Source organism: Paraburkholderia caledonica NBRC 102488 (assembly GCF_000685095.1).
Taxonomy (GTDB): domain Bacteria; phylum Pseudomonadota; class Gammaproteobacteria; order Burkholderiales; family Burkholderiaceae; genus Paraburkholderia; species Paraburkholderia caledonica.
In genome coordinates this window covers 112,716-132,909 of the sequence record NZ_BAYE01000003.1, presented here as the reverse complement: position 1 = coordinate 132,909, position 20,194 = coordinate 112,716, and the positions used below count along the sequence as shown (strand labels likewise).

The window sequence follows — 20,194 nt, the reverse complement described above, 5'->3', positions numbered from 1 at the left end:
CACGCTATTGTTTCCTGCGCAGCTTTCAACCGGTTAACGAATGCACAAGCCGCGACGCAGGTCAGGCCGCACCGCCGTCTTCGACGTCGTTGCTGCCGTCGGCGGGACCTTCGGCGTCGCCTTCCACATCGACGTCTGCTTCTGCTTCGGCAACCTGTTGCAGACCTGAAAGCTTGGTCCCTTCGTCAAGGCTGATGAGTGTAACACCTTGGGTTGCACGGCCCATTTCTCGAATTTCCGACACGCGCGTACGGATAAGCACGCCCGTATTGGTGATCAGCATGATCTGCGCTTCCTGATCGACCAGCGTGGCCGCAACGACCTTGCCGTTGCGCTCCGACGTCTGGATCGCGATCATGCCCTTCGTGCCGCGACCGTGACGCGTGTACTCTGTGATCGGCGTGCGTTTGCCGAAGCCGTTTTCCGTAGCCGTGAGCACCGACTGCTGCTCGTCGCCCGCCACCAGCAACGCGATCACGTTCTGTCCGTCTTCGAGCTGCATGCCGCGCACGCCGCGCGCCTCGCGTCCCATTGGCCGCACGTCGTTTTCGTCGAAGCGGACTGCCTTGCCAGAATCGGAGAACAGCATGACGTCGTGTTGACCGTCTGTGATAGCGGCGCCGATCAGGTAATCGCCGTCATCGAGACCGACCGCGATAATACCCTTGCGCAACGGTCGGCTGAAGGCTTCGAGCGGCGTCTTCTTTACCGTTCCTAACGCGGTTGCCATGAACACGAACTTGTCTGCGGAAAATTCCTTGACCGGCAGCACGACCGTGATCTTCTCGCCTTCCAGCAGCGGGAACATATTGACGATCGGACGACCGCGCGAGTTCCGCGAACCCTGCGGCACTTCGTAGACCTTGACCCAATACACACGGCCGCGGTTCGAGAAGCACAGAATATGGTCGTGCGTGTTCGCGATGAACAGCGTGTCGATCCAGTCGTCTTCCTTCATGGAAGTCGCCTGCTTGCCGCGACCGCCGCGCTTCTGGGCGCGATATTCGGACAACGGCTGCGATTTGACGTAACCGGCGTGCGACATGGTCACGACCATTTCTTGCGGCGTGATCAGATCTTCGGTGTTCAGCTCGGTTGCGTTCAGTTCGATCTTCGAGCGGCGCGCGTCGCCGAATTCCGACTTGATCGACGTGAGTTCGTCGACGATGATCGCCGTAATCCGCTCCGGGCGCGCCAGGATGTCCAACAGATCGGCGATCTGCGCCATGACGTCGCGATACTCGCCAATGATCTTGTCCTGCTCCAGGCCGGTCAGCCGTTGCAGACGCATCTGCAGAATTTCCTGAGCCTGGGTGTCGGACAAGCGGTAGAGACCGTCCGACTGCATACCGAAGGACGGATTCAATCCGTCAGGACGATAGGCTTCGCGGCCACCGGCCGACGCGTTTTCCGTTTCGGCGCGCGACAACATTTCTCGCACCAGGGAGGAATCCCACGGACGCGCCATCAATTCCTGCTTTGCGATGGGCGGAGTCGGCGCGGCCTTGATGATCGCGATGAACTCGTCGATATTGGCGAGCGCAACGGCCAGGCCCTCGAGCACATGCCCACGTTCGCGAGCTTTGCGCAGTTCGTAAACAGTGCGCCGCGTCAGCACTTCCCGGCGATGCGACAGGAAGCACGACAACATCTCCTTCAGATTCAGCAGCTTCGGCTGGCCGTCGACCAGCGCGACCATGTTCATGCCGAAAGTGTCCTGAAGCTGGGTCGCCTTGTACAGATTGTTCAGGACGACTTCCGGCACTTCGCCGCGCTTCAGCTCGATCACGACGCGCATACCGCTCTTGTCGGACTCGTCGCGGATGTCGGAGATGCCTTCCAGCTTTTTCTCGTTGACGAGTTCGGCAATACGCTCGAGAAGCGAGCGTTTGTTCACCTGATACGGCAATTCGTCGACGATGATCGACATGCGCTGGCCGCGATCGATCTCTTCGAAGTGCGTCAGCGCGCGCATTACCACGCGGCCACGGCCGGTTCGGTAGCCGTCGCGCACGCCCGCCACGCCGTAGATGATGCCGGCGGTCGGAAAATCGGGGGCCGGAACGATCTCGATCAGCTCGTCAATCGTGGCTTCGGGGTTTCTGAGCAGGTGCTGGCATGCGTCGACCACCTCGTTCAGGTTGTGCGGCGGAATGTTGGTCGCCATGCCGACCGCGATACCCGACGAGCCGTTGATCAGCAGATTGGGAATGCGCGCGGGCAGAATGGCCGGCTCGTTCTCGCTGCCGTCGTAGTTCGGCGTGAAGTCGACCGTTTCCTTGTCGATGTCGGCAAGCAGCTCGTGGCCGATCTTGGCCATGCGGATTTCGGTGTATCGCATGGCCGCGGCGTTATCGCCGTCGACCGAACCGAAGTTGCCCTGGCCGTCTACGAGCATGTAGCGCAGCGAGAAGTCTTGCGCCATCCGGACGATGGTGTCGTATACAGCCGTGTCGCCGTGCGGGTGGTACTTACCGATGACGTCGCCGACGATACGCGCCGACTTCTTGTACGCGCGGTTCCAGTCGTTGTTCAGTTCGTGCATCGCGTAAAGCACGCGCCGGTGGACCGGCTTCAGGCCATCGCGAACGTCGGGAAGCGCACGCCCTACGATCACGCTCATCGCGTAATCGAGATACGAACGGCGCATTTCCTCCTCTAGGGAGATTGGCAGAGTCTCTTTGGCGAATTGATCCATTATCCGTATCTTTTACGTGCGAAGGCGACGGGAAGACGGCGCCTTCGCGTAAGCATTGCAGGCGCAACGCATCACGCGATTCTAACATGCCGGTCATCCGCGCCCGACGGTCGCACGTATACCTATTAGCGAGTGCTCGGCAGAGGCGCCAGAGCGGGGTTGAAATGCCCCATATCCGGGCCGACCAGGCTCGATTAATGCGTGGGGCAATTTCGCGCTCAGCCATGACTGGCGGGACGCTCCGGGCGATCGGTTCTGTTGCGCATGCACCACAATTGGAAGGCGATTTGATCGGGGGCGGATTTTTTTATCGTCGGAAGGGAACGATATGGCAAAATGCCAACGCACAAAGAGTCAGACACTGCTCGAAGTCTACACACAGCGTTTTTTGTTTGGCACCAATGTTATACTTCGAGCAATGTATGACTTGTCTTCGTCAACAGGCTCGCAGTAAACCTGCGGTAATCTCAAATTCGAGAGGAGAAATATGAATAAACTTTCAAAGCTCGCGTTCATTGCAGCTACCGCAGTTATGGCTGCATCCGCAATGGCACAGTCGGTGCCGGCGTCGCGACAAGCTACCAATGACAACTGGGTGAATGGTACTGGCGAATACGTGTGGATGAACGGCACGAACGAGCTTTGCTGGCGCGATGCATTCTGGACGCCGGCAACGGCTAACGCAAAGTGCGACGGCGCACTGGTTGCCCAGGCTCCGACGCCGCCGGCACCGGTCGCACCGGCACCGGCCATCACCAGCCAGAAAATCACGTATCAGGCTGACGCACTGTTCGACTTCGACAAGGCTATCCTGAAGCCGGCTGGCAAGGAAAAGCTGGACGATCTGGCATCGAAGATCCAGGGCTTGAACCTCGAAGTCGTCGTGGCAACGGGTTACACGGACCGCATCGGTTCGGACAAGTACAACGACCGTCTGTCGCTGCGTCGCGCTCAAGCTGTGAAGGCATACCTCGTCAGCAAGGGCATCGAATCCAACCGTATCTACACGGAAGGCAAGGGCAAGCGCAACCCGGTCACGACCGGCTGCAACCAGAAGAACCGCAAGCAACTGATCGCCTGCCTCGCACCGGATCGTCGCGTGGAAGTCGAAGTTGTCGGTACTTCGAAGCAGTAAGCTACAAACTACCGCAGTACGAAAAGCCCCGCTCAGCGGGGCTTTTTTTATGCGCAGACTGCGCAGATCGCCGATCAAGCCAGGCGAGCGCCGCCAACCGCTTGCACGCGCGGGCGGCATTTTGCCGCCCCGGCCCCTCGCCTATATACTCCGGGTTTATCCTCGAGCGCCCGCTCACCGCTCTCATCGAGGCAGCTTCGCCATGACCAACGCCGATCCCCACGAACTACAGAAATTCAGCGACCTTGCGCATCGTTGGTGGGACCCAAACGCCGAGTTCAAACCGCTGCATGAACTCAACCCCGTTCGCTTGAACTGGATAGACGCCCACGCTCATCTAGCTGGCAAGCACGTGCTGGACATCGGTTGCGGCGGCGGCATTCTGTCCGAGTCAATGGCTGGCCTGGGCGCGCACGTCAAAGGAATCGACCTGTCGAGCGAAGCTCTTGGCGTCGCAGATCTTCACAGCCTTGAAAGCGGTGTAACGGTTAATTACGAGGAGATCGCCGCCGAGGCGCTCGCCGCGCGTGAACCGGGCACCTACGACGTGGTCACCTGCATGGAAATGCTCGAACACGTGCCGCAGCCCGCAGCGATCGTCGAGGCGTGCAAGACGCTCGTCAAACCGGGCGGCTGGGTGTTCTTTTCCACGCTCAACCGTAACGTGAAGTCATACCTGTTTGCGGTGATCGGCGCGGAATACATTGCGCGCATGCTGCCCAAAGGCACGCACGACTACGCGCGTTTTATCCGTCCGTCTGAACTCGCGGGCTTCGTGCGAGCCGCCGGCCTGCGCACAGCAGACATCAAGGGTATCGTCTATAACCCGCTCAGCAAGCACTTCGCGCTTGCCGCAGACACGAGTGTGAACTACATGCTCGCCTGCCGCCGCGACGCCTGATCCGCCAGAACGCCGACCCAATCCAATCGATGAGCGATCCTACGCCCCTGCCCCAACGCGAAGACCACGAAGACGCACTTGGTCTTTGCCAAGCCGTGCTGTTCGACCTCGACGGCACGCTGGCCGATACGGCGCCAGACCTTGCCGCCGCCGTCAACAAGATGCGCCATGATCGCGGGCTGGATATGGTCCCGCTCGACAGACTACGGCCGCTCGCGTCGGCTGGCGCGCGAGGGCTGATCGGCGGGGCGTTCGGCATTGGGCCGGACGACCACGAGTTCGCGTCGATGCGCGAGGAGTTCCTCGCCAACTACGAAGCGGACCTTTGCATCGAAACCACGCTCTTTCCCGGCATTCCCGAACTGCTCGATGAACTCGACGCGCGGGGCGTGCGCTGGGGCATCGTCACGAACAAGGTGGCGCGGCTCACGGAACCGCTGGTCGCGCAACTGGGTCTGGAAGAGCGGGCAGGCTGCGTGGTCAGCGGCGATACGACTCCGCATTCGAAACCACACCCGGCGCCGTTGCTGCACGCGGCTCGCGAACTCGATGTGACGCCCGAGCGCGTCGTCTACGTCGGCGACGATTTGCGCGACGTGCAGGCGGGCTTCGCTGCCGGCATGAAGACGGTGGCTGCGGCCTACGGCTACTGCGGCGACGATATTCCGCCGACGCAATGGCATGCGCAGCATGTCGTGCAGTCGCCTGCCGAACTGCAGAAGCTGCTTCGCGACATCGGTTAGCAACCGGCCCCGGCACGGGCCCGACGCGCAGGTCACATCAGCCAGGCATGGGCCAAGACACGGCCGTCAATCTATTGTAAAATATACGTTGGCTCGAAGTTGTGAGCAACGAACCGCGGGGGCGACCTGGTTTCGACAGGGGTTGCGAAGCGGCTAGGGCATGTCGAGGACCCGTCACCTCGTTAATCAATGGGAAAAACGTAACTGCAAACGACGATACGTTCGCACTGGCAGCCTAAGGGCCGCCGTCCTCTGCCTAGTTCACTGACGGGCTAGAGTCGCAAGACCGGTAGCAATACCGACAGAGGTCATATACGTCAGTTAAGCCTTGACGGAGTCACGACGTCCGGGTCGAAAATCTAGTGAATCGCCGTAGTGCAGCGTGTTCGTCCGCGTCACTATGGTTAAATCAAATGACAGAACTAAACATGTAGAACTGGTCGTAGAGTGCTTCTGGACGCGGGTTCGATTCCCGCCGCCTCCACCAGACACCTTTCAGGCAAATGGCAATGCCTCAACGAATACCCCGACGGCGCTAGCCGCTCGGGGTTTTTTGTCTTCAGATTGCCAGCACTTCGGCATGGCGGTCCCACCCGCCACGAACAGTGCGGCGCAGGTCGCGTCGGCCTTATTGCTGGCGAATAGAGCCCAGCGCGCGTTGCACGGCGGCGTCAATAGCTGCCGGCTGCGGAGCCGTGCCGGCTACCCTTTGTGGAGAATCGGTACCAACAACCGCCCGCGGTATCTCAGTACCCGCTGCAGCCGTCTCTATCTTTGCCTCAACCGCCGCCCGCTCCACTTTGGCATCCACCACCGCGTGTTGCACATCCACGCGAGTCACCGCCTGACGGTCCCGAGCGTTCAGCACCAGTTCATTAACGCGCGCCACCTCGTCGAGATTCAGACTTGCGGTTGCCGCCTTCAGTTGAAGAAGCCCGACGACTGTTGCATACCGTGCCCGAATGAGATCACGGCGATTCGCGAAAAACGCGTCAGATGCCCGCAGCACATCCGCGCTCCCGCGACTGCCCACGCGATAGCCGACCTTCGTCGCGTCAAGCGCAGCGCGCGAACTCTGCACCGATCGCGACAGTGCTTCCACCCGGGCGACGCCGGCAAGAAAGCGCGACCAGTATTCCCGTGCGCTCGCCCCCGCCAACCGTGTCGCCGCAACCAGTTCGTCCTGCGCCCTATCTTCGAGTGCCAGTTTTTCGTCGATGTTCGCGCTCGTTGCACCACCTTCGAAAATGGGAATGCTCACGGACAGCATCGCCGTCGTTGTCGTTGTCGGGCGGATGTAGCCGGACGCTGCGCCGGCTGGCGTATGGCTCGCCGTCAGATTCACGACCGGTAACCGCGCTGCGCGAGCCTTCTCGACCTCGAGTTCTGCAATGCGCCGGTCGATCTGCTTTAGTTGCACCGTGTAGTCGTGCGCCTCGGCTTGCGAGGCCCAGCTTTCCATATCTTCCGGGTACAGTCCTGGCATGACAGCAGCGTCCGACAAGCGTGACAGCCCCGCAAACCGCTGCCCAGTCAGATGTTCCAGCGCGAGCCGTTTCAACTTCAAGTCGTCCCGGGCGTCCAACTGTTGCGACCGCGCCTGTTCGCAAGCCGCCTCGGCTTCCTGCAAGTCGATCACCGTAGCCTCACCGGCACGCCGCCGACGCCGCAGTTCTTCCAGGTGCACATCCAGCGCCGCCGTGTAGTCGTCGGCGCGTGTCAGTTCGTCCTCCGCTGCGAGTTCGTCGAAGTACGTTTGCACGGCTCGCAGAATGGCCGATTGCTGCGCACGCGCGAGATCGACCGCGCCGCGCGCCTGAACGAAATCCGCCTGCTTATAGGTGGTCCATCTGCTCCAGTCGAAAACCGGCTGCGTAAGCGCGACAGTCCACCCGTTCTGCCAGTAGTGGGTGTTCGGAACGCCCTCGGTTACCGTGCTGTTGTATGCCCGCCCCCAACCCGCCGCCAGCTGCGGCAGCAGCGCCGCGCGGGCTTTCGGCAAGGCCTCGCCTGCGGCTCTCGATCCGGCGCGAAACGCTGCCAGATCCGCGTCGTGATCGGTGCTCTGCTCCACCACGGTGAGCAGATCGACAGCCGCTGCGGCCTCTGCGTAAGCCACACCGCTGAACACAAGCAGTGCGCCCGCGATCGCGCGTTTATTCATCCGCCAGAACTCCTTCGCGAGCCTCGGATAGCAATTCACCATCGACCAATCGATAGCGCGTGTCGAACGCCGACGCGAGCGACATGTCATGCGTAATCACGACCACCGTGCGGTCCAGACGCAGCAACAAGTCGACAACATGCCGCACGGATGCGGGGTCGAGGTTCGAAGTCGGCTCATCGAGCAGCAGCAGTTCCCGTTGCTGATACAACGCTCGCGCGAGCAGCAGTCTTTGCCGCTGGCCCGCCGAAATATTCGCGATCGTGTCGCTAATCACCGTGCGCGTGCGCATCGGCAGGCGCATGACATCGGGCAGCAAGCCGACGTCGTCCAGCAATGCATGAATGCGCGCCTCGTCCGCATTGCCCGCGAAAAGTGAGACGTTGTCGGCAATCGAGCCGTGCAGGATCAGATCGCCCTGCCGCATATGAACGGCATGTCGTCGGATTTCATCGACGCTGAGATTCGGCCAGGCGATCCCGTTTAGCGTGATCTCGCCTTCCTGCAACGGCTCGGCTGCGGCAAGCAGCTTGAAGAGCGTCGACTTGCCGCTTCCCGACGCGCCGGTAATCACAATCTTGTCGCCCCGCCGGATCACGATGTTCGCGTCTTTGAGCACCGGTTGATCCGAAACGCCGTAGCGAAACGTGACGCCGCGCACATCGATGCGCTCGAACGTTCGCACCTCGACGGCCTTATGCATCTCACCGGGCTCGGTGTATCGCTCCGCTTCGCCATCGACGATATCGCCCACGCGCGCAACCGGAACACTCAGCATGAAATATTCGAAGGCTGCATTGACGGCTCGCGCAAAGCGCTCTGACAGCAGCGACTTGTAGATCAGAAACGAATAGAAGACGCCCACCGAAATCGTGCCGCTCAGCATCAGACGCGCGGCGAACCAGCTCACCGCGATCATGTCCGCGTAGTCCACAAGTTTGAGGATCGCGTCGCGTGCGCTCGCGAGGCGGCTGTTCTTCACCAACGCCGCCATATACGCGCGATATTTCGCCATGAAGATCGCCGTGCGCCGCGCCTCGCCCTGCGACAGCTTGATCAACGAAGCCGCGCGGATCGTTTCGATAAGCGTGTCGTCGCAGCGCGCCGACTCCTCCAGCACCAGCGCATGCGTGTCGCGCATGCGCGAAAAGAGCGCGAACGACACCGCCACGTAGACCATGAAAATCAGCACGGCGATTACCGTGAGTTGCCTGCTCTGCACCAGCATCAACGCGAGCGCGAGCATGCCGACCGCGACGTCGATGCCTGTCGAGATCGTAGTGCGGGTGGTGAAGGCGCTGATTTCGTCTTGCGCCTTCACGCGCGCAAACAGATCGCCGACATGACGCTTCTCGAAGTACGGTATGGGGTTGCGCAACAGTTGCGCCACGATTCCCTCGGTCATGTTCATCTGCACTAAACCGTGCAGAAGCTCGACGAGGTAGGTCTGAACGTACTGGCTCAACGCACCGACGATAAAAATGCCGCCGAACGTCAGCATCAACACATTGAGCAGGTCGAGGTTATCGGCGGCGACGACGTCATCGAGCAGCAGATTGCCGAGGTACGGCATGGCGAGAATCGCGAACTGGCTGCCGAGCGCGACGAACATCACCTTGGCGATCTGCGCGGTGAGTTGCGGATTGAGCGCACGCACGCGAGCCAGCGCGCCTGGCACACGCGACTTGTTGCGCACACGCGGCATGGCTGGCGTCGGCGCGCACTCGAGCAGGTAGCCGGACACATTCGCGACAAAGGTGTCCATGGAGACGCGCCGCCGCCCACTCGCCGGATCGATCACTTGCACATAGCCGCGCCCGCAATTCTCGAAAACGACGAAATGCGCGCCGCCGAAGTGCAGAATCGAACCGCGCTTGATGCTCGGCAGATCGCCGGCGTCAAAGCGGTACGCCTGGACGGCGAGACCGAATTCGACTGCCACGTCGTACAGGTCCATGAGCGAGAGGCCGTTGGCTGAGATCGGCCTGAATGCCTGCAACTCGCGCACTTCAATGGCTCGGCCGAAGTGCGACAGGACCATGGCGAGACACGCGTAGCCGCACTCGGCAACTTCGTTTTGATAGATAGCGCGCATCGTCAAGCTCGCAGCATGCGGAAAAATGGCGCGAGCACCCATTCGGCGATGGTGCGCCGTTCGATCACGATGCTCGCCGTCGCGGCCATGCCGGGCAGAATGTCGAAGCGTTGGTGTTCGAACTTGAACTTGTCGTCGCTCAACGTGGCCCATGCCATGTAGTCGCCTTGCGTACTGCGCGGCTCTGAAGCGCCCGCCGGTGACATTCCTGATCGCACCGTGGTGCGGGAGATAGAATCAATGCGCGCCGCGTAGCTGCCGAATTTTGCATAAGGAAACGCGTCGAACTTGAGCCGCACAACTTGCCCTTCGCGGATAAAGCCACGCCGCCGCGAAGGAATACGCAATGCAGCGCGCAGCGGCCCCTTTTCGCCGGTCGATATCACGAGTGCCACGTCGTCCGTGGACAGCGTGCGGCCGGGAACGAGCCCAGAAAACGTAACGACGCCTGCCTTCGGCGCGGAAATGGTCGCGTCCTGGCGAATCTGCTCGAACCGCACACGAATGTCCTGGAGTTCGCGCGCATGGCGCGCTTCAAGTTCAGTCAGCTGCGCGCCAAGCCCGGTTTGGGTGCCGAGTGCCGCGCCGAGTTCTGCGTTCAACTGTTGACGGCGCGCGGCGCTTTGCGCAACCGACACCTTCGCCTGATGCGTCACCGCCCTCGCCTGTTCGACGCGGTCTGCGGTGACGTAGTCCGACACCGATTCGAGCCGTGCGACCGTGCGTTGCGCTTCGTTGGCTAATTGCTCGTTCTGGCTCAATTGCTCATCGAGCGCCAGGATCTCCGCCCGACGGCTTTGCGCGGCAAGACGCGCGGCGTCCAGTTGCGCGCTGAGGTCGGCCTTGCGCTGCGTGTATTGCGCATCGCTCGTACGAATCTGCTCGTCGCGGTCATGCGCGTCAAAAGCGGGGCGCTGCCGGCCGTCGCTCGCCAGCGAAAGATCGCGCTCCAGTCTGAAGAGTGGTGCGCCCTGCCCGACGCGCGCCGAGGTGCTGACATAAATGTCCGAAACCAGGCCGCTCAGCCCCTGGATTTTGATTTCCGACGGCGACACGATTTCCGCGCGTACGTCCTGTTTCAGCTCGACGTCGTGAACGAACGCGAAAGCGACCGCGACAATGATGAGCGTGGACGCCGCATAGGCGAGCCAACGCCACGAGACGTCCCTGAATTGTGGGAGATAGATCGGTTCCATAGCCTCGTTGGTGCCGGATGCCAGCCGGTGCTGGTCTGTGCGCATTTCTGTGGCTGCGCGCTTTTGGGACGAATGCGATGCCGCGACTCTCGTGCCGGGCGGGAAAGCTTTAGCGAACGGGCGCGAACGAGTACATCGAGGGATGGCCGGCAACCAGCCAATCCGAATAGTTGTTCGCGGCCGCGGCTTCGATATACCTCGCGACTTGCTGGGCAGCACCTGTCCCGGCAAGCGGCAACGAATCGAATATTTCGGCGCCAAAGCGGCCACGCTCAAAGCGCAGATAGAACGGCAGCAATATCGCGTCGAACTGCGCGCCCAGCCGGAACACTCCGTTATGAATGCGCGCGTTGCGCCCGAACATGGAGACGCTCACGGTCTCCATGGGATAACGGTGCAGTGCGAACGGAGGCACGTCGGCAAACAACACGACGACGCCACTGCGCTTCAACGCGCGCGCGACACGCAGGCCAAGGCCATTGCGATCGTCTTGCCCGTAGGTGTACAGCACGTTCACGCCTGGTATGAGCGCGTGGTCATCGCCATACAGATCTCGTGGTACGCCCGACACCACGGCGATCGATTCGAGTCCGAGCAAGGCCCGCAATTCGTCGATGACGTAAATGTTCGCGTATTGCGACACATAGTGAAACGGCGACACGATGACCGGGCGACCGGGTTCATTTGCCTGCAATTGCCTGATTCGTGTGGCGAGCGAACTCGCGATCTGCTGCAGGTCGAACCATGCTTCGCTGCCACGCGACAGCCGGCCGAAATAGATCCGCTGGTCGATCAGGCGCTCCCGGAAGCGGCCGGCGGCAACGCGGCCCGGGTTGCGCAGTGGCAAGTCAAGTACGTCGCGGCCAATCTCGTAACGGCACACGCCTTCCCAGCGCGTACGCGCATCGAAGAGCCCACAGACTCGCCATAAAACAGCAGACAGAGGCTCGATTGCAGAACGCGGCATACGCGCAATCAACGCGACCTGTACGCTGCGCCTCGCACTCGCGATCCGGTTGCGCAGGAAAGTCAGCAAGTTCCACCCGACGACCCACGGCTTCATGTTGGCGTTCGTTCGTGTGCCGGGACCGCGCCAGCGGCGCGGTCCCGGCACGGTCGAACGTTAGGCGCGCGACTTGACCGGAGCAGCGCTGTTCAGCGTCGTCTGCGTGGTCTGCGTGGTCTGCGTCGTTTTTGCGGTGCTGCTCTTGCAGCAACCGCCGGCAACAGCGGATTTGGCTAGTTCATTACGGTTGATCTTTTGCATTTTTGCTTACCTAAGTTAACTGAATATAATTAGCTCGCAAGTAATCTTTCACTTATAGAGCGGCGCAGAGTCTAGCACCGGGAATGTTTTAAAAACGGCATCTTGACGCAATTTTTCATTTATCTTTATTCTTCGGAATTTTCTCTCTTTAACCCGTGAATATTCCGGATTACGTTGCGCGGCTGCGCACATGGCGAGCCTGCTCGCGCTATAACGGCGGTGGCAGTCGGATCGACCAGTCGGCTCGATTTCCCGGCGTGGCACAAGCGCACGTTTTAAAAATGCTAATTAATCATTCTTCATTAAGGACCGAGTGTTCATGCAAACAGTCACCCGGCCAGTTCATCGATCCCACACGAAACATTCCTACGTCGAAATGGGAATTAAATCAATTCGAGGAAGCCGCGATAAATCCACGCCTTGCAATATCACGACGCGTTGCTAAACCCGAATCCGTCGCCTACTGTGACAGTGCGAGCGCAAGCGCACCGCGAACGAGATGGCGACGCGCATGAGCATCGGGCCGCAAGTGAATAGCGAACACATCCGGCAAACGTGGAATAAACCCACCGGCTCGTTCGTTGATACCTCACGCGCGGACGCGAGCCGCCTTGCGCGCTAACAACTCACACGATCACAAACAACAGGAGCCGACATCATGCGCAAAACCCTCTTCTGCCTCGCCTTGCTGGCGCTGCAACAGGCCGCTTTTGCCGAACCCCCGAAGGTTGTCGACGGCCGCTTCGTTACCGCCGACGGCATGACGCTGTACACCTTCGACAAGGACACGACGCCGGGCGTCAGCGCCTGCACGGGCGGCTGCATGAGCTATTGGCCGGCTGCCGTGGCGAGCCCCTCCGACAAACCGTCCGGGGACTGGACACTGATTCCGTCGGCGGACGGCAAGCAGCAATGGGCGTACAAAGGTCATCCGCTTTATCGCTATGCGGCGGACAAGCAGGCGGGGGACGCAAAAGGAGACGGCTTCAAGGACGTCTGGCACACAGCAAAGCCGTAACCGGCGCTCAGGCGCACAACCAACGAAAAACGCCGGCAAAGCGCCGGCGTTTCAACTAGCAAAAATGCACTGAACAGCAGCCTACTCGTCTTTCGGACAGCGCAGGTTGCAGCCATTCGGGTCGCCCAGGTCGCCGCGCTTGCGCATGGCCGATTTCTTGTCCGACTGATATTTGTCCGACGGCGCGGAAGCCGCGAACGGCATTTGCGGATGTTCAGCGAGCCGGAACTGCTCCTGCAGAATGCCGCCCGGCACGCCTGGCGAATTCTGCGCGAAAGCGACCGGAGGAATGGTCACGAGGAGCAAACCGGCCGACGCTGCGGCGGCGCATGCATGTACAAGAGCTTTCATATCGATTCGTAGCGCGGCCTGGCGCGCGGTTGGGCAAAAGCGGAAGCTTAGAGAGTATCCCAAACGAAAGCCATACGCAGCGTCGAACGCGCCACGATGTTTACAGCCGCTTACGCGCCTGCTCCGCTCAATCCTGCTTCGAGGTCCACGAGTTTGCCGCACTCGCGCGGATCGTAGCCTTGCAGCTGATCGACGCTTTCATGAAACGCGCTGCCGCGCAACAGTTCGATCACCGTGGACAGCGGCTCGCGCTCGAGCCGCGCGCGGTCGCATGCGAAGTAATAGTCTTCGTCGACGGCAGGAATGAAGTCGAGCCCAAAATGATGCGCCGCCGGTTCTACGCCAAAGCCCACGTCGGCCATGCCGCTAGCAACGAATGCGGCGATCGCCGAATGCGTAAGCTCGGCCGACGCATAGCCATTCACGCGATCCGGGTCGATCCCGAGCTTCGTCAGCGCCAGATCGAGCAGCATGCGCGTGCCGGAGCCATGTTGGCGATTGACGAAGCGGATGTCGTCGCGTGCGAGGTCGCTCAGGCCGCCGATGGTCTTCGGGTTGCCCTTGCCGAGAAAAAGCCCCTGCTTGCGCCGCGTCAGATGCACGAGCACATGGCGTTGCGGATCGAGCCAGCGCCGGTACGTATCGGCGCAAGCCTCGCGAAACTCGCCGAGCGGCAAGTGGAAGCCGGCCAGTTCGCATTCGCCGCGCGCGAGCGCACTCACGGCGTCCGCACCGTCGCGGTATTTGATTTCGACGGGCAACTCGTTCGCAACCAGCGCGGTCACGAGCGCCGCCACGGCATAGCCATGCGATGCATGAATGCGCACGTGATCGACGCGCGGCGCGAGCCACCGATTCAGATCGCTTGCCACCTCGCTCGCCAGCGCCTGCATATTGCCGTCGAGCCGCTCGCCGCATAAACGCTGCGCACGCAGCACCGCGTGACCGAGCTCCGAAAGCACGGAACCTCGGCCGCGCTCCTTCGCGATCAGCGGACCGCCCAGACGCTCCTCGATTCCGCGCAACAATCCCCACGCATGACGGTAGGACAAACCCTTAAGCGTCGCCGCCTGCGCAATGCTGCCCGACTCGTTCACGAGAGCGAGCAACGGCACGACGTCCGACAGGCTTGCCTCCCGACCGTCCGGACCCTTCAACACCAGTTGCGCGTGGCACTCGATTCTGATCATATATGTACAGGTTTCTCCTATTGCATAGGCCGTTTCGCCCGCCTATCGTTCGGCTATCCCATATCGAATAAACGAAGCATAAGTGCACACATTATGAATAACAAGTGCATATATGACTTTGGAGGAGCCCCCATTTGGACGATCTCATCGCCTTCGCGCCGGAACAGCTCGTAGAGCGTCACGCGCTGCCTGGCAAGTCGCTGCTAGCGGTGCTGCACGCGATTCAGGACGAACTCGGCTACGTGCCGCCCGCCACGGTTCCATCGCTCGCTCGCGTGATGAACCTCTCGCGCGCGGAAGTGCACGGCGTCATCACCTACTACCACCATTTCCGCACGAGTCCGGCGGCGCCCGTCACGGTGCAACTATGCCGCGCGGAAGCCTGCCGCAGCATGGGCACCGAGGCGCTCGCGCAGCACATCGAGGCGCATACGGGCTGCCGCTTCGATGCCGGGCATGAAACCGGCGACGCGGTGGAACTCGAGTCGGTGTACTGCCTTGGCCAATGCGCGCTGTCGCCGGCGATGATGGTGAACGGCACGCTCCATGCCAAGGTTACGCCGCAGAAATTCGACGCCATTTTCGCGGCCGCCAGCAAACGCGTGGAGGTGACGGCATGACGCGCATCTATGTTCCCCGCGATTCGTCGGCGCTCGCACTCGGCGCCGATGCGCTGGCCGACGCGATCAAAGCCGAGGCCGCGCGCCGCGGCATCGCGATAGAGCTGATTCGCAACGGCTCGCGCGGCTTGCTGTGGCTCGAACCGCTCGTCGAAGTGCAAACGGCCGAAGGCCGCGTCGGTTATGCGAACGTCGAGGAAAGTGACGTAGGCGCGCTCTTCGACGCAGGCTTCATCGACGGGGGCGAGCATGCTCGCCGCGTCGGCGTGGTGGACGAGATTCCCTATCTGAAGAAGCAACAGCGTCTGACGTTCGCGCGCATCGGCATCACCGACCCGCTTTCCACCGACGATTACGTCGCGCACGGCGGTCTCGAAGGCTTGCGCGAGGCGTTGCAAACCGACGGCGACGCCGCATGCGAAGCGCTGATCGAATCGGGCTTGCGCGGACGCGGCGGCGCGGCGTTCCCCGCCGGCATCAAATGGCGCACGGTGCGCGCGGCGAAAGCCGCGCAGAAGTACATCGTCTGTAATGCGGACGAAGGCGACTCCGGCACGTTCTCCGACCGCCTCGTGATGGAGAGCGACCCGTATGTGCTGATAGAAGGCATGATCATCGCGGGCGTAGTGACCGGCGCAACGGCCGGCTATATCTACGTGCGCAGCGAATATCCGCATTCGATCGCGACGCTCGAAGCCGCAATCGCAAGAGCGCGCGCCGCCGGCTGGCTCGGCGACAGCGTGCTCGGCTCCGCGCATCGGTTCGAGTTGTTTGTCGCAAAGGGCGCCGGCTCGTATGTCTGCGGCGAAGAAACCGCACTGCTCGAATCGCTCGAAGGCAAGCGCGGCGTCGTCCGCGCGAAGCCGCCGGTGCCGGCGCTGGTCGGTCTGTACGGCCAGCCGACGGTGATCAACAACGTCATCACGCTCGCTACGGTGCCGATCATCTTCGCGCGCGGCGCGGCGTTCTACAAAGACTTCGGCATGGGCCGTTCGCGCGGCACGCTGCCGTTCCAGCTGGCAGGCAACGTCAAGCAAGGCGGCCTCGTGGAACTTGCATTCGGCGTGACGCTGCGCGAACTGATCCACGACTACGGCGGCGGCACGGCAAGCGGCCGGCCCGCGCGCGCCGTGCAGGTTGGCGGCCCGCTCGGCACCTATCTGCCGGAAAGCCAGTGGGACATTCCGATGGATTACGAAGCGTATGCGGCGGTCGGCGCCGTGGTCGGCCACGGCGGTCTCGTCGTACACGACGACACGTCGAATCTGGCCGAACTCGCGCAGTACGCGATGCACTTCTGCGCGCTCGAATCCTGCGGCAAGTGCACGCCGTGCCGCATCGGTTCCACACGCGGCGTCGAAGTGATCGCACGAATCCGTAACGGCGACACGTCCACGCGGCAAGTGCAGTTGCTGCGCGATCTTTGCGACACGATGGTGTCCGGCTCACTGTGCGCGATGGGCGGCATGACACCTTACCCCGTGCTGTCCGCACTCGACCATTTTCCTGAAGACTTCGGTCTCGCCGACGCTCGCGCCGACGCACCGAAAGCCGCGGCCTGAACGAGGAGCCCAACCATGTCAGACATGCTCAACACTCCTGCCGGCGGCTGCGGCTCCGGCAACTGCGCGTGTAAATCGCAAGCGCAAGCACAATCGCGCACCCCGCGCTCCTACTTCGACGACACCGACTACGGCACGCCCGAGCGTCACGCCGACATCGACGTGACGCTGGAAATCGACGGCCAGGCGGTAACGGTGCCGGCCGGCACATCGGTCATGCGCGCCGCTATCGAAGCCGGCGTGAATGTGCCGAAGCTCTGCGCGACCGATTCGCTGGAACCGTTCGGCTCGTGCCGCCTGTGTCTCGTCGAGATTGAAGGCAAGCGCGGCTATCCGGCCTCGTGCACGACACCGGTCGAAGCCGGCATGAAGGTGCGCACGCAGAGCGATCGTTTGCAATCGCTGCGCCGCAACGTGATGGAACTGTATATCTCCGATCACCCGCTCGATTGCCTGACCTGCCCCGCGAACGGCGACTGCGAACTGCAGGACATGGCAGGCGTCACCGGACTGCGCGAAGTGCGCTACGGTTTCGACGGCGCGAATCACCTGCAGGACAAGAAGGACGAATCGAATCCGTACTTCACGTACGATCCGGCGAAATGCATCGTCTGCAATCGCTGCGTGCGTGCGTGTGAAGAAACCCAGGGTACGTTCGCGCTGACCATCGCGGGGCGCGGTTTCGAATCGCGCGTGGCGGCCAGCGAAAATCAGCCGTTCATGGAATCGGAATGCGTGTCGTGCGGCGCGTGCGTCTCCGCGTGCCCGACCGCCACGCTCCAGGAAAAGACCGTGGTCATGCTCGGCCAGGCCGAACATTCGGTCGTCACCACCTGCGCGTATTGCGGCGTCGGCTGCTCGTTCAAGGCCGAAATGAAGGGCAACCAGGTCGTGCGCATGGTGCCGTTCAAGAACGGTCAGGCGAATGAAGGCCACGCGTGCGTGAAGGGCCGCTTTGCATGGGGCTATGCGACGCACAAGGACCGCATCACCAAGCCGATGATCCGCGCGAAAATCACCGATCCGTGGCGCGAAGTCAGCTGGGAAGAAGCGATCAATTACGCAGCTTCCGAATTCCGCCGCATCCAGGCGAAGCATGGACGCGATTCCATCGGCGGCATTACATCGTCGCGTTGTACGAACGAAGAAACGTATCTGGTGCAGAAGCTCGTGCGGGCCGCGTTCGGTAACAACAACGTGGACACCTGCGCACGCGTCTGCCATTCGCCGACCGGCTATGGCCTGAAGACGACGCTCGGCGAATCGGCGGGCACCCAGACGTTCGCCTCCGTCGACAAGGCCGACGTGATCATGGTGATCGGCGCGAATCCGACCGACGGCCATCCGGTGTTCGCCTCGCGTCTGAAGCGCCGCGTGCGCGAAGGCGCGAAGCTGATCGTCGTCGATCCGCGCCGCATCGACATCGTCGATACACCGCACGTCAGGGCTTCGCATCATCTGCAATTGCGTCCGGGCACAAATGTCGCCATCGTCAACGCGCTCGCTCACGTCATCGTGACCGAAGGGTTGCTGAACGAAGCATTTATCGCCGAGCGCTGCGAGGGACGCGCGTTCGAGCAATGGCGCGATTTCGTCGCGCTTCCCGAGAATGCGCCTGAAGCAACGGAAGCCGTGACCGGCGTGCCGGCCAAAGACGTGCGCGAAGCCGCGCGCATCTATGCAACGGGCGGCAATGCCGCGATCTACTACGGCCTCGGCGTCACTGAACACGCGCAGGGCTCGACGATGGTGATGGGCATTGCGAACCTCGCGATGGCCACCGGCAACATCGGTCGTGAAGGCGTCGGCGTCAATCCGCTGCGCGGCCAGAACAACGTGCAAGGTTCGTGCGACATGGGCTCGTTCCCGCACGAGCTGCCGGGGTATCGACACATCAGCGATACGATCGTGCGCTCGCAGTTCGAGGACGCGTGGAATGTCACGCTGCAAACCGAACCGGGTCTGCGCATTCCGAACATGTTCGAAGCAGCACTCGACGGCAGCTTCATGGGCCTGTATTGCCAGGGCGAAGACATCGTACAGTCGGACCCGAACACGCACCATGTGGCCGCTGCGTTGTCGTCGATGGAATGCATCGTCGTACAGGACATTTTCCTGAACGAGACCGCGAAGTATGCGCATGTGCTGCTGCCCGGCTCGACGTTCCTTGAAAAAGACGGCACGTTCACGAATGCGGAGCGCCGCATCTCGCGCGTGCGCAAGGTCATGCCGCCGGTGCCGGGCTACGCCGACTGGGAAGTCACGCTGCTGCTTTCACGCGCACTCGGCTATGAAATGGACTACGCGCATCCGTCCGAGATCATGGACGAAATCGCGCGTCTCACGCCGACCTTCCACGGTGTGTCGTACAAAAAGATCGACGAACTCGGCAGTATCCAGTGGCCTTGCAACGAAGAGGCGCCCAACGGCACGCCGACCATGCACATCGATACGTTCGTGCGCGGCAAGGGCAAGTTCGTGATTACGAAGTTCATCGCGTCGCCGGAAAAAGTCACGCGCAAATTTCCGCTGCTCCTCACCACCGGGCGCATTCTGTCGCAGTACAACGTGGGTGCGCAAACGCGCCGCACGGAGAACTCGCGCTGGCATGACGAGGATCGCCTCGAACTGCATCCGCACGACGCGGAAGAACGGGGCATCAAGACAGGCGACTGGGTCGGCATCGAATCGCGCGCGGGACAGACCGTGCTGCGTGCGAAGGTCACCGAGCGGATGCAGCCCGGCGTCGTCTATACGACGTTCCACTTCCCCGAATCGGGCGCGAATGTGATTACGACCGATAGCTCGGACTGGGCGACCAACTGTCCGGAATACAAGGTCACGGCGGTGCAGGTGATGCCGGTCGAACAGCCGTCGCAATGGCAGAAAGAGTATTCACGCTTTAACGCGGAGCAACTCGAACTGCTGAAGCAGCGCGAGATGGCCAACGCGACCGCGGGTAAGTGAGGCGAGTCATGGACACACAGAATCTGATCGACATGGCAAACCGCATCGGCGACTTTTTCGATTCGATGCCGGATCGGGAAGAAGCGGTTACAGGCGTCGCCGACCACATCCGCCGTTTCTGGGAGCCGCGCATGCGGCGCGCGTTGCTTGCGGCGCTCGATGCCCCGGACGCAGGCGGTATCGAAATGTCCGCGATCGTCAAGGAAGCGCTCGTCAAACACCGCGAGCGCCTGACGCCCGCGGAGCCTTCAATCGCCTGAAGCGGCATGTAACAGGTTTGCGCGGTC

The 20,194-nt window shown here is 61.7% G+C and carries 15 protein-coding genes and 1 other RNA gene; 9 read left to right on the top strand and 7 right to left on the bottom strand.

Going from position 1 to position 20,194, the window contains the following annotated elements:
• Nucleotides 1–61: 61 nt before the first annotated feature.
• Complete coding sequence (gene gyrA / locus BCA01S_RS07605) at nt 62–2,698, bottom strand: DNA gyrase subunit A (protein ID WP_027804785.1); 2,637 nt, start codon at nt 2,696–2,698, stop codon at nt 62–64.
• 487 nt (nt 2,699–3,185) lie between these two features.
• On the opposite strand from gyrA, the gene ompA reads away from it, so the two are divergent.
• The 4 genes from ompA to ssrA all read left to right on the top strand — a co-directional run bounded on the left by ompA (nt 3,186) and on the right by ssrA (nt 5,964).
• Complete coding sequence (gene ompA, locus BCA01S_RS07600) at nt 3,186–3,833, top strand: outer membrane protein OmpA (protein ID WP_013340148.1); 648 nt, start codon at nt 3,186–3,188, stop codon at nt 3,831–3,833.
• Nucleotides 3,834–4,035: 202 nt separating this feature from the next.
• Nucleotides 4,036–4,734: a bifunctional 2-polyprenyl-6-hydroxyphenol methylase/3-demethylubiquinol 3-O-methyltransferase UbiG gene (gene ubiG / locus BCA01S_RS07595; RefSeq protein WP_027776415.1), complete on the top strand. Its 699-nt coding sequence runs from the start codon at nt 4,036–4,038 to the stop codon at nt 4,732–4,734.
• 29 nt (nt 4,735–4,763) lie between these two features.
• Entirely contained in the window at nt 4,764–5,477 is a 714-nt protein-coding gene (gene gph / locus BCA01S_RS07590; RefSeq protein WP_027776414.1) for a phosphoglycolate phosphatase, read from the top strand.
• Nucleotides 5,478–5,594: 117 nt separating this feature from the next.
• Nucleotides 5,595–5,964: a transfer-messenger RNA gene (gene ssrA / locus BCA01S_RS36705) on the top strand.
• 141 nt (nt 5,965–6,105) lie between these two features.
• Here the strand turns inward: ssrA and BCA01S_RS07585 are convergent.
• The 4 genes from BCA01S_RS07585 to BCA01S_RS07570 all read right to left on the bottom strand — a co-directional run bounded on the left by BCA01S_RS07585 (nt 6,106) and on the right by BCA01S_RS07570 (nt 11,995).
• Complete coding sequence (locus BCA01S_RS07585; RefSeq protein ID WP_027776413.1) at nt 6,106–7,641, bottom strand: TolC family outer membrane protein; 1,536 nt, start codon at nt 7,639–7,641, stop codon at nt 6,106–6,108.
• Entirely contained in the window at nt 7,634–9,736 is a 2,103-nt protein-coding gene (locus BCA01S_RS07580) for a peptidase domain-containing ABC transporter (RefSeq protein ID WP_027776412.1), read from the bottom strand. Before BCA01S_RS07580 ends, BCA01S_RS07585 begins: the two co-directional genes overlap by 8 nt.
• A gap of 2 nt (nt 9,737–9,738) precedes the next feature.
• Nucleotides 9,739–10,932 carry an HlyD family secretion protein gene (locus BCA01S_RS07575; RefSeq protein ID WP_027776411.1) on the bottom strand — a complete coding sequence of 398 codons (1,194 nt, stop codon included), beginning with the start codon at nt 10,930–10,932 and terminating at the stop codon, nt 9,739–9,741.
• Nucleotides 10,933–11,041: 109 nt separating this feature from the next.
• Nucleotides 11,042–11,995: a lysophospholipid acyltransferase family protein gene (locus BCA01S_RS07570; RefSeq protein ID WP_042318218.1), complete on the bottom strand. Its 954-nt coding sequence runs from the start codon at nt 11,993–11,995 to the stop codon at nt 11,042–11,044.
• 862 nt (nt 11,996–12,857) lie between these two features.
• Here BCA01S_RS07570 and BCA01S_RS07555 point away from each other — a divergent pair.
• A complete protein-coding gene (locus BCA01S_RS07555; RefSeq protein ID WP_027776409.1) occupies nt 12,858–13,217 on the top strand; it encodes a COG4315 family predicted lipoprotein in 360 nt (119 codons plus the stop codon).
• A gap of 81 nt (nt 13,218–13,298) precedes the next feature.
• Here BCA01S_RS07555 and BCA01S_RS07550 read toward each other — a convergent pair whose 3' ends face one another.
• Both BCA01S_RS07550 and BCA01S_RS07545 read right to left on the bottom strand, forming a co-directional pair.
• On the bottom strand, nt 13,299–13,568 hold the full coding sequence (locus BCA01S_RS07550; RefSeq protein WP_027776408.1) for a hypothetical protein: 270 nt from the start codon (nt 13,566–13,568) through the stop codon (nt 13,299–13,301).
• 110 nt (nt 13,569–13,678) lie between these two features.
• On the bottom strand, nt 13,679–14,758 hold the full coding sequence (locus BCA01S_RS07545; RefSeq protein WP_027776407.1) for a substrate-binding domain-containing protein: 1,080 nt from the start codon (nt 14,756–14,758) through the stop codon (nt 13,679–13,681).
• Nucleotides 14,759–14,892: 134 nt separating this feature from the next.
• On the opposite strand from BCA01S_RS07545, the gene BCA01S_RS07540 reads away from it, so the two are divergent.
• The 4 genes from BCA01S_RS07540 to BCA01S_RS07525 are packed head-to-tail and all read left to right on the top strand — an operon-like array spanning nt 14,893 to nt 20,167.
• Nucleotides 14,893–15,378 (top strand): NAD(P)H-dependent oxidoreductase subunit E, encoded by a 486-nt coding sequence (locus BCA01S_RS07540; protein ID WP_027776406.1) that lies wholly within the window; start codon nt 14,893–14,895, stop codon nt 15,376–15,378.
• A complete protein-coding gene (locus BCA01S_RS07535; protein ID WP_027776405.1) occupies nt 15,375–16,940 on the top strand; it encodes a formate dehydrogenase beta subunit in 1,566 nt (521 codons plus the stop codon). Before BCA01S_RS07540 ends, BCA01S_RS07535 begins: the two co-directional genes overlap by 4 nt.
• Nucleotides 16,941–16,955: 15 nt before the next feature.
• Complete coding sequence (gene fdhF, locus BCA01S_RS07530; RefSeq protein WP_027776404.1) at nt 16,956–19,907, top strand: formate dehydrogenase subunit alpha; 2,952 nt, start codon at nt 16,956–16,958, stop codon at nt 19,905–19,907.
• 8 nt (nt 19,908–19,915) lie between these two features.
• A complete protein-coding gene (locus tag BCA01S_RS07525; protein WP_027776403.1) occupies nt 19,916–20,167 on the top strand; it encodes a formate dehydrogenase subunit delta in 252 nt (83 codons plus the stop codon).
• Nucleotides 20,168–20,194: the final 27 nt, after the last annotated feature.

What these genes read in the sequence shown, in the direction of transcription:
- BCA01S_RS07570 (WP_042318218.1), bottom strand. Translation starts at nt 11,995, where the DNA reads ATGAAGCCGTGGGTCGTCGGGTGGAACTTGCTGACTTTCCTGCGCAAC.
- BCA01S_RS07575 (WP_027776411.1), bottom strand. Translation starts at nt 10,932, where the DNA reads ATGGAACCGATCTATCTCCCACAATTCAGGGACGTCTCGTGGCGTTGG.
- BCA01S_RS07545 (WP_027776407.1), bottom strand. Translation starts at nt 14,758, where the DNA reads ATGATCAGAATCGAGTGCCACGCGCAACTGGTGTTGAAGGGTCCGGAC.
- BCA01S_RS07585 (WP_027776413.1), bottom strand. Translation starts at nt 7,641, where the DNA reads ATGAATAAACGCGCGATCGCGGGCGCACTGCTTGTGTTCAGCGGTGTG.
- BCA01S_RS07535 (WP_027776405.1), top strand. Translation starts at nt 15,375, where the DNA reads ATGACGCGCATCTATGTTCCCCGCGATTCGTCGGCGCTCGCACTCGGC.
- gyrA (WP_027804785.1), bottom strand. Translation starts at nt 2,698, where the DNA reads ATGGATCAATTCGCCAAAGAGACTCTGCCAATCTCCCTAGAGGAGGAA.
- BCA01S_RS07580 (WP_027776412.1), bottom strand. Translation starts at nt 9,736, where the DNA reads ATGCGCGCTATCTATCAAAACGAAGTTGCCGAGTGCGGCTACGCGTGT.
- ompA (WP_013340148.1), top strand. Translation starts at nt 3,186, where the DNA reads ATGAATAAACTTTCAAAGCTCGCGTTCATTGCAGCTACCGCAGTTATG.
- BCA01S_RS07525 (WP_027776403.1), top strand. Translation starts at nt 19,916, where the DNA reads ATGGACACACAGAATCTGATCGACATGGCAAACCGCATCGGCGACTTT.
- fdhF (WP_027776404.1), top strand. Translation starts at nt 16,956, where the DNA reads ATGTCAGACATGCTCAACACTCCTGCCGGCGGCTGCGGCTCCGGCAAC.
- BCA01S_RS07550 (WP_027776408.1), bottom strand. Translation starts at nt 13,568, where the DNA reads ATGAAAGCTCTTGTACATGCATGCGCCGCCGCAGCGTCGGCCGGTTTG.
- gph (WP_027776414.1), top strand. Translation starts at nt 4,764, where the DNA reads ATGAGCGATCCTACGCCCCTGCCCCAACGCGAAGACCACGAAGACGCA.
- BCA01S_RS07555 (WP_027776409.1), top strand. Translation starts at nt 12,858, where the DNA reads ATGCGCAAAACCCTCTTCTGCCTCGCCTTGCTGGCGCTGCAACAGGCC.
- ubiG (WP_027776415.1), top strand. Translation starts at nt 4,036, where the DNA reads ATGACCAACGCCGATCCCCACGAACTACAGAAATTCAGCGACCTTGCG.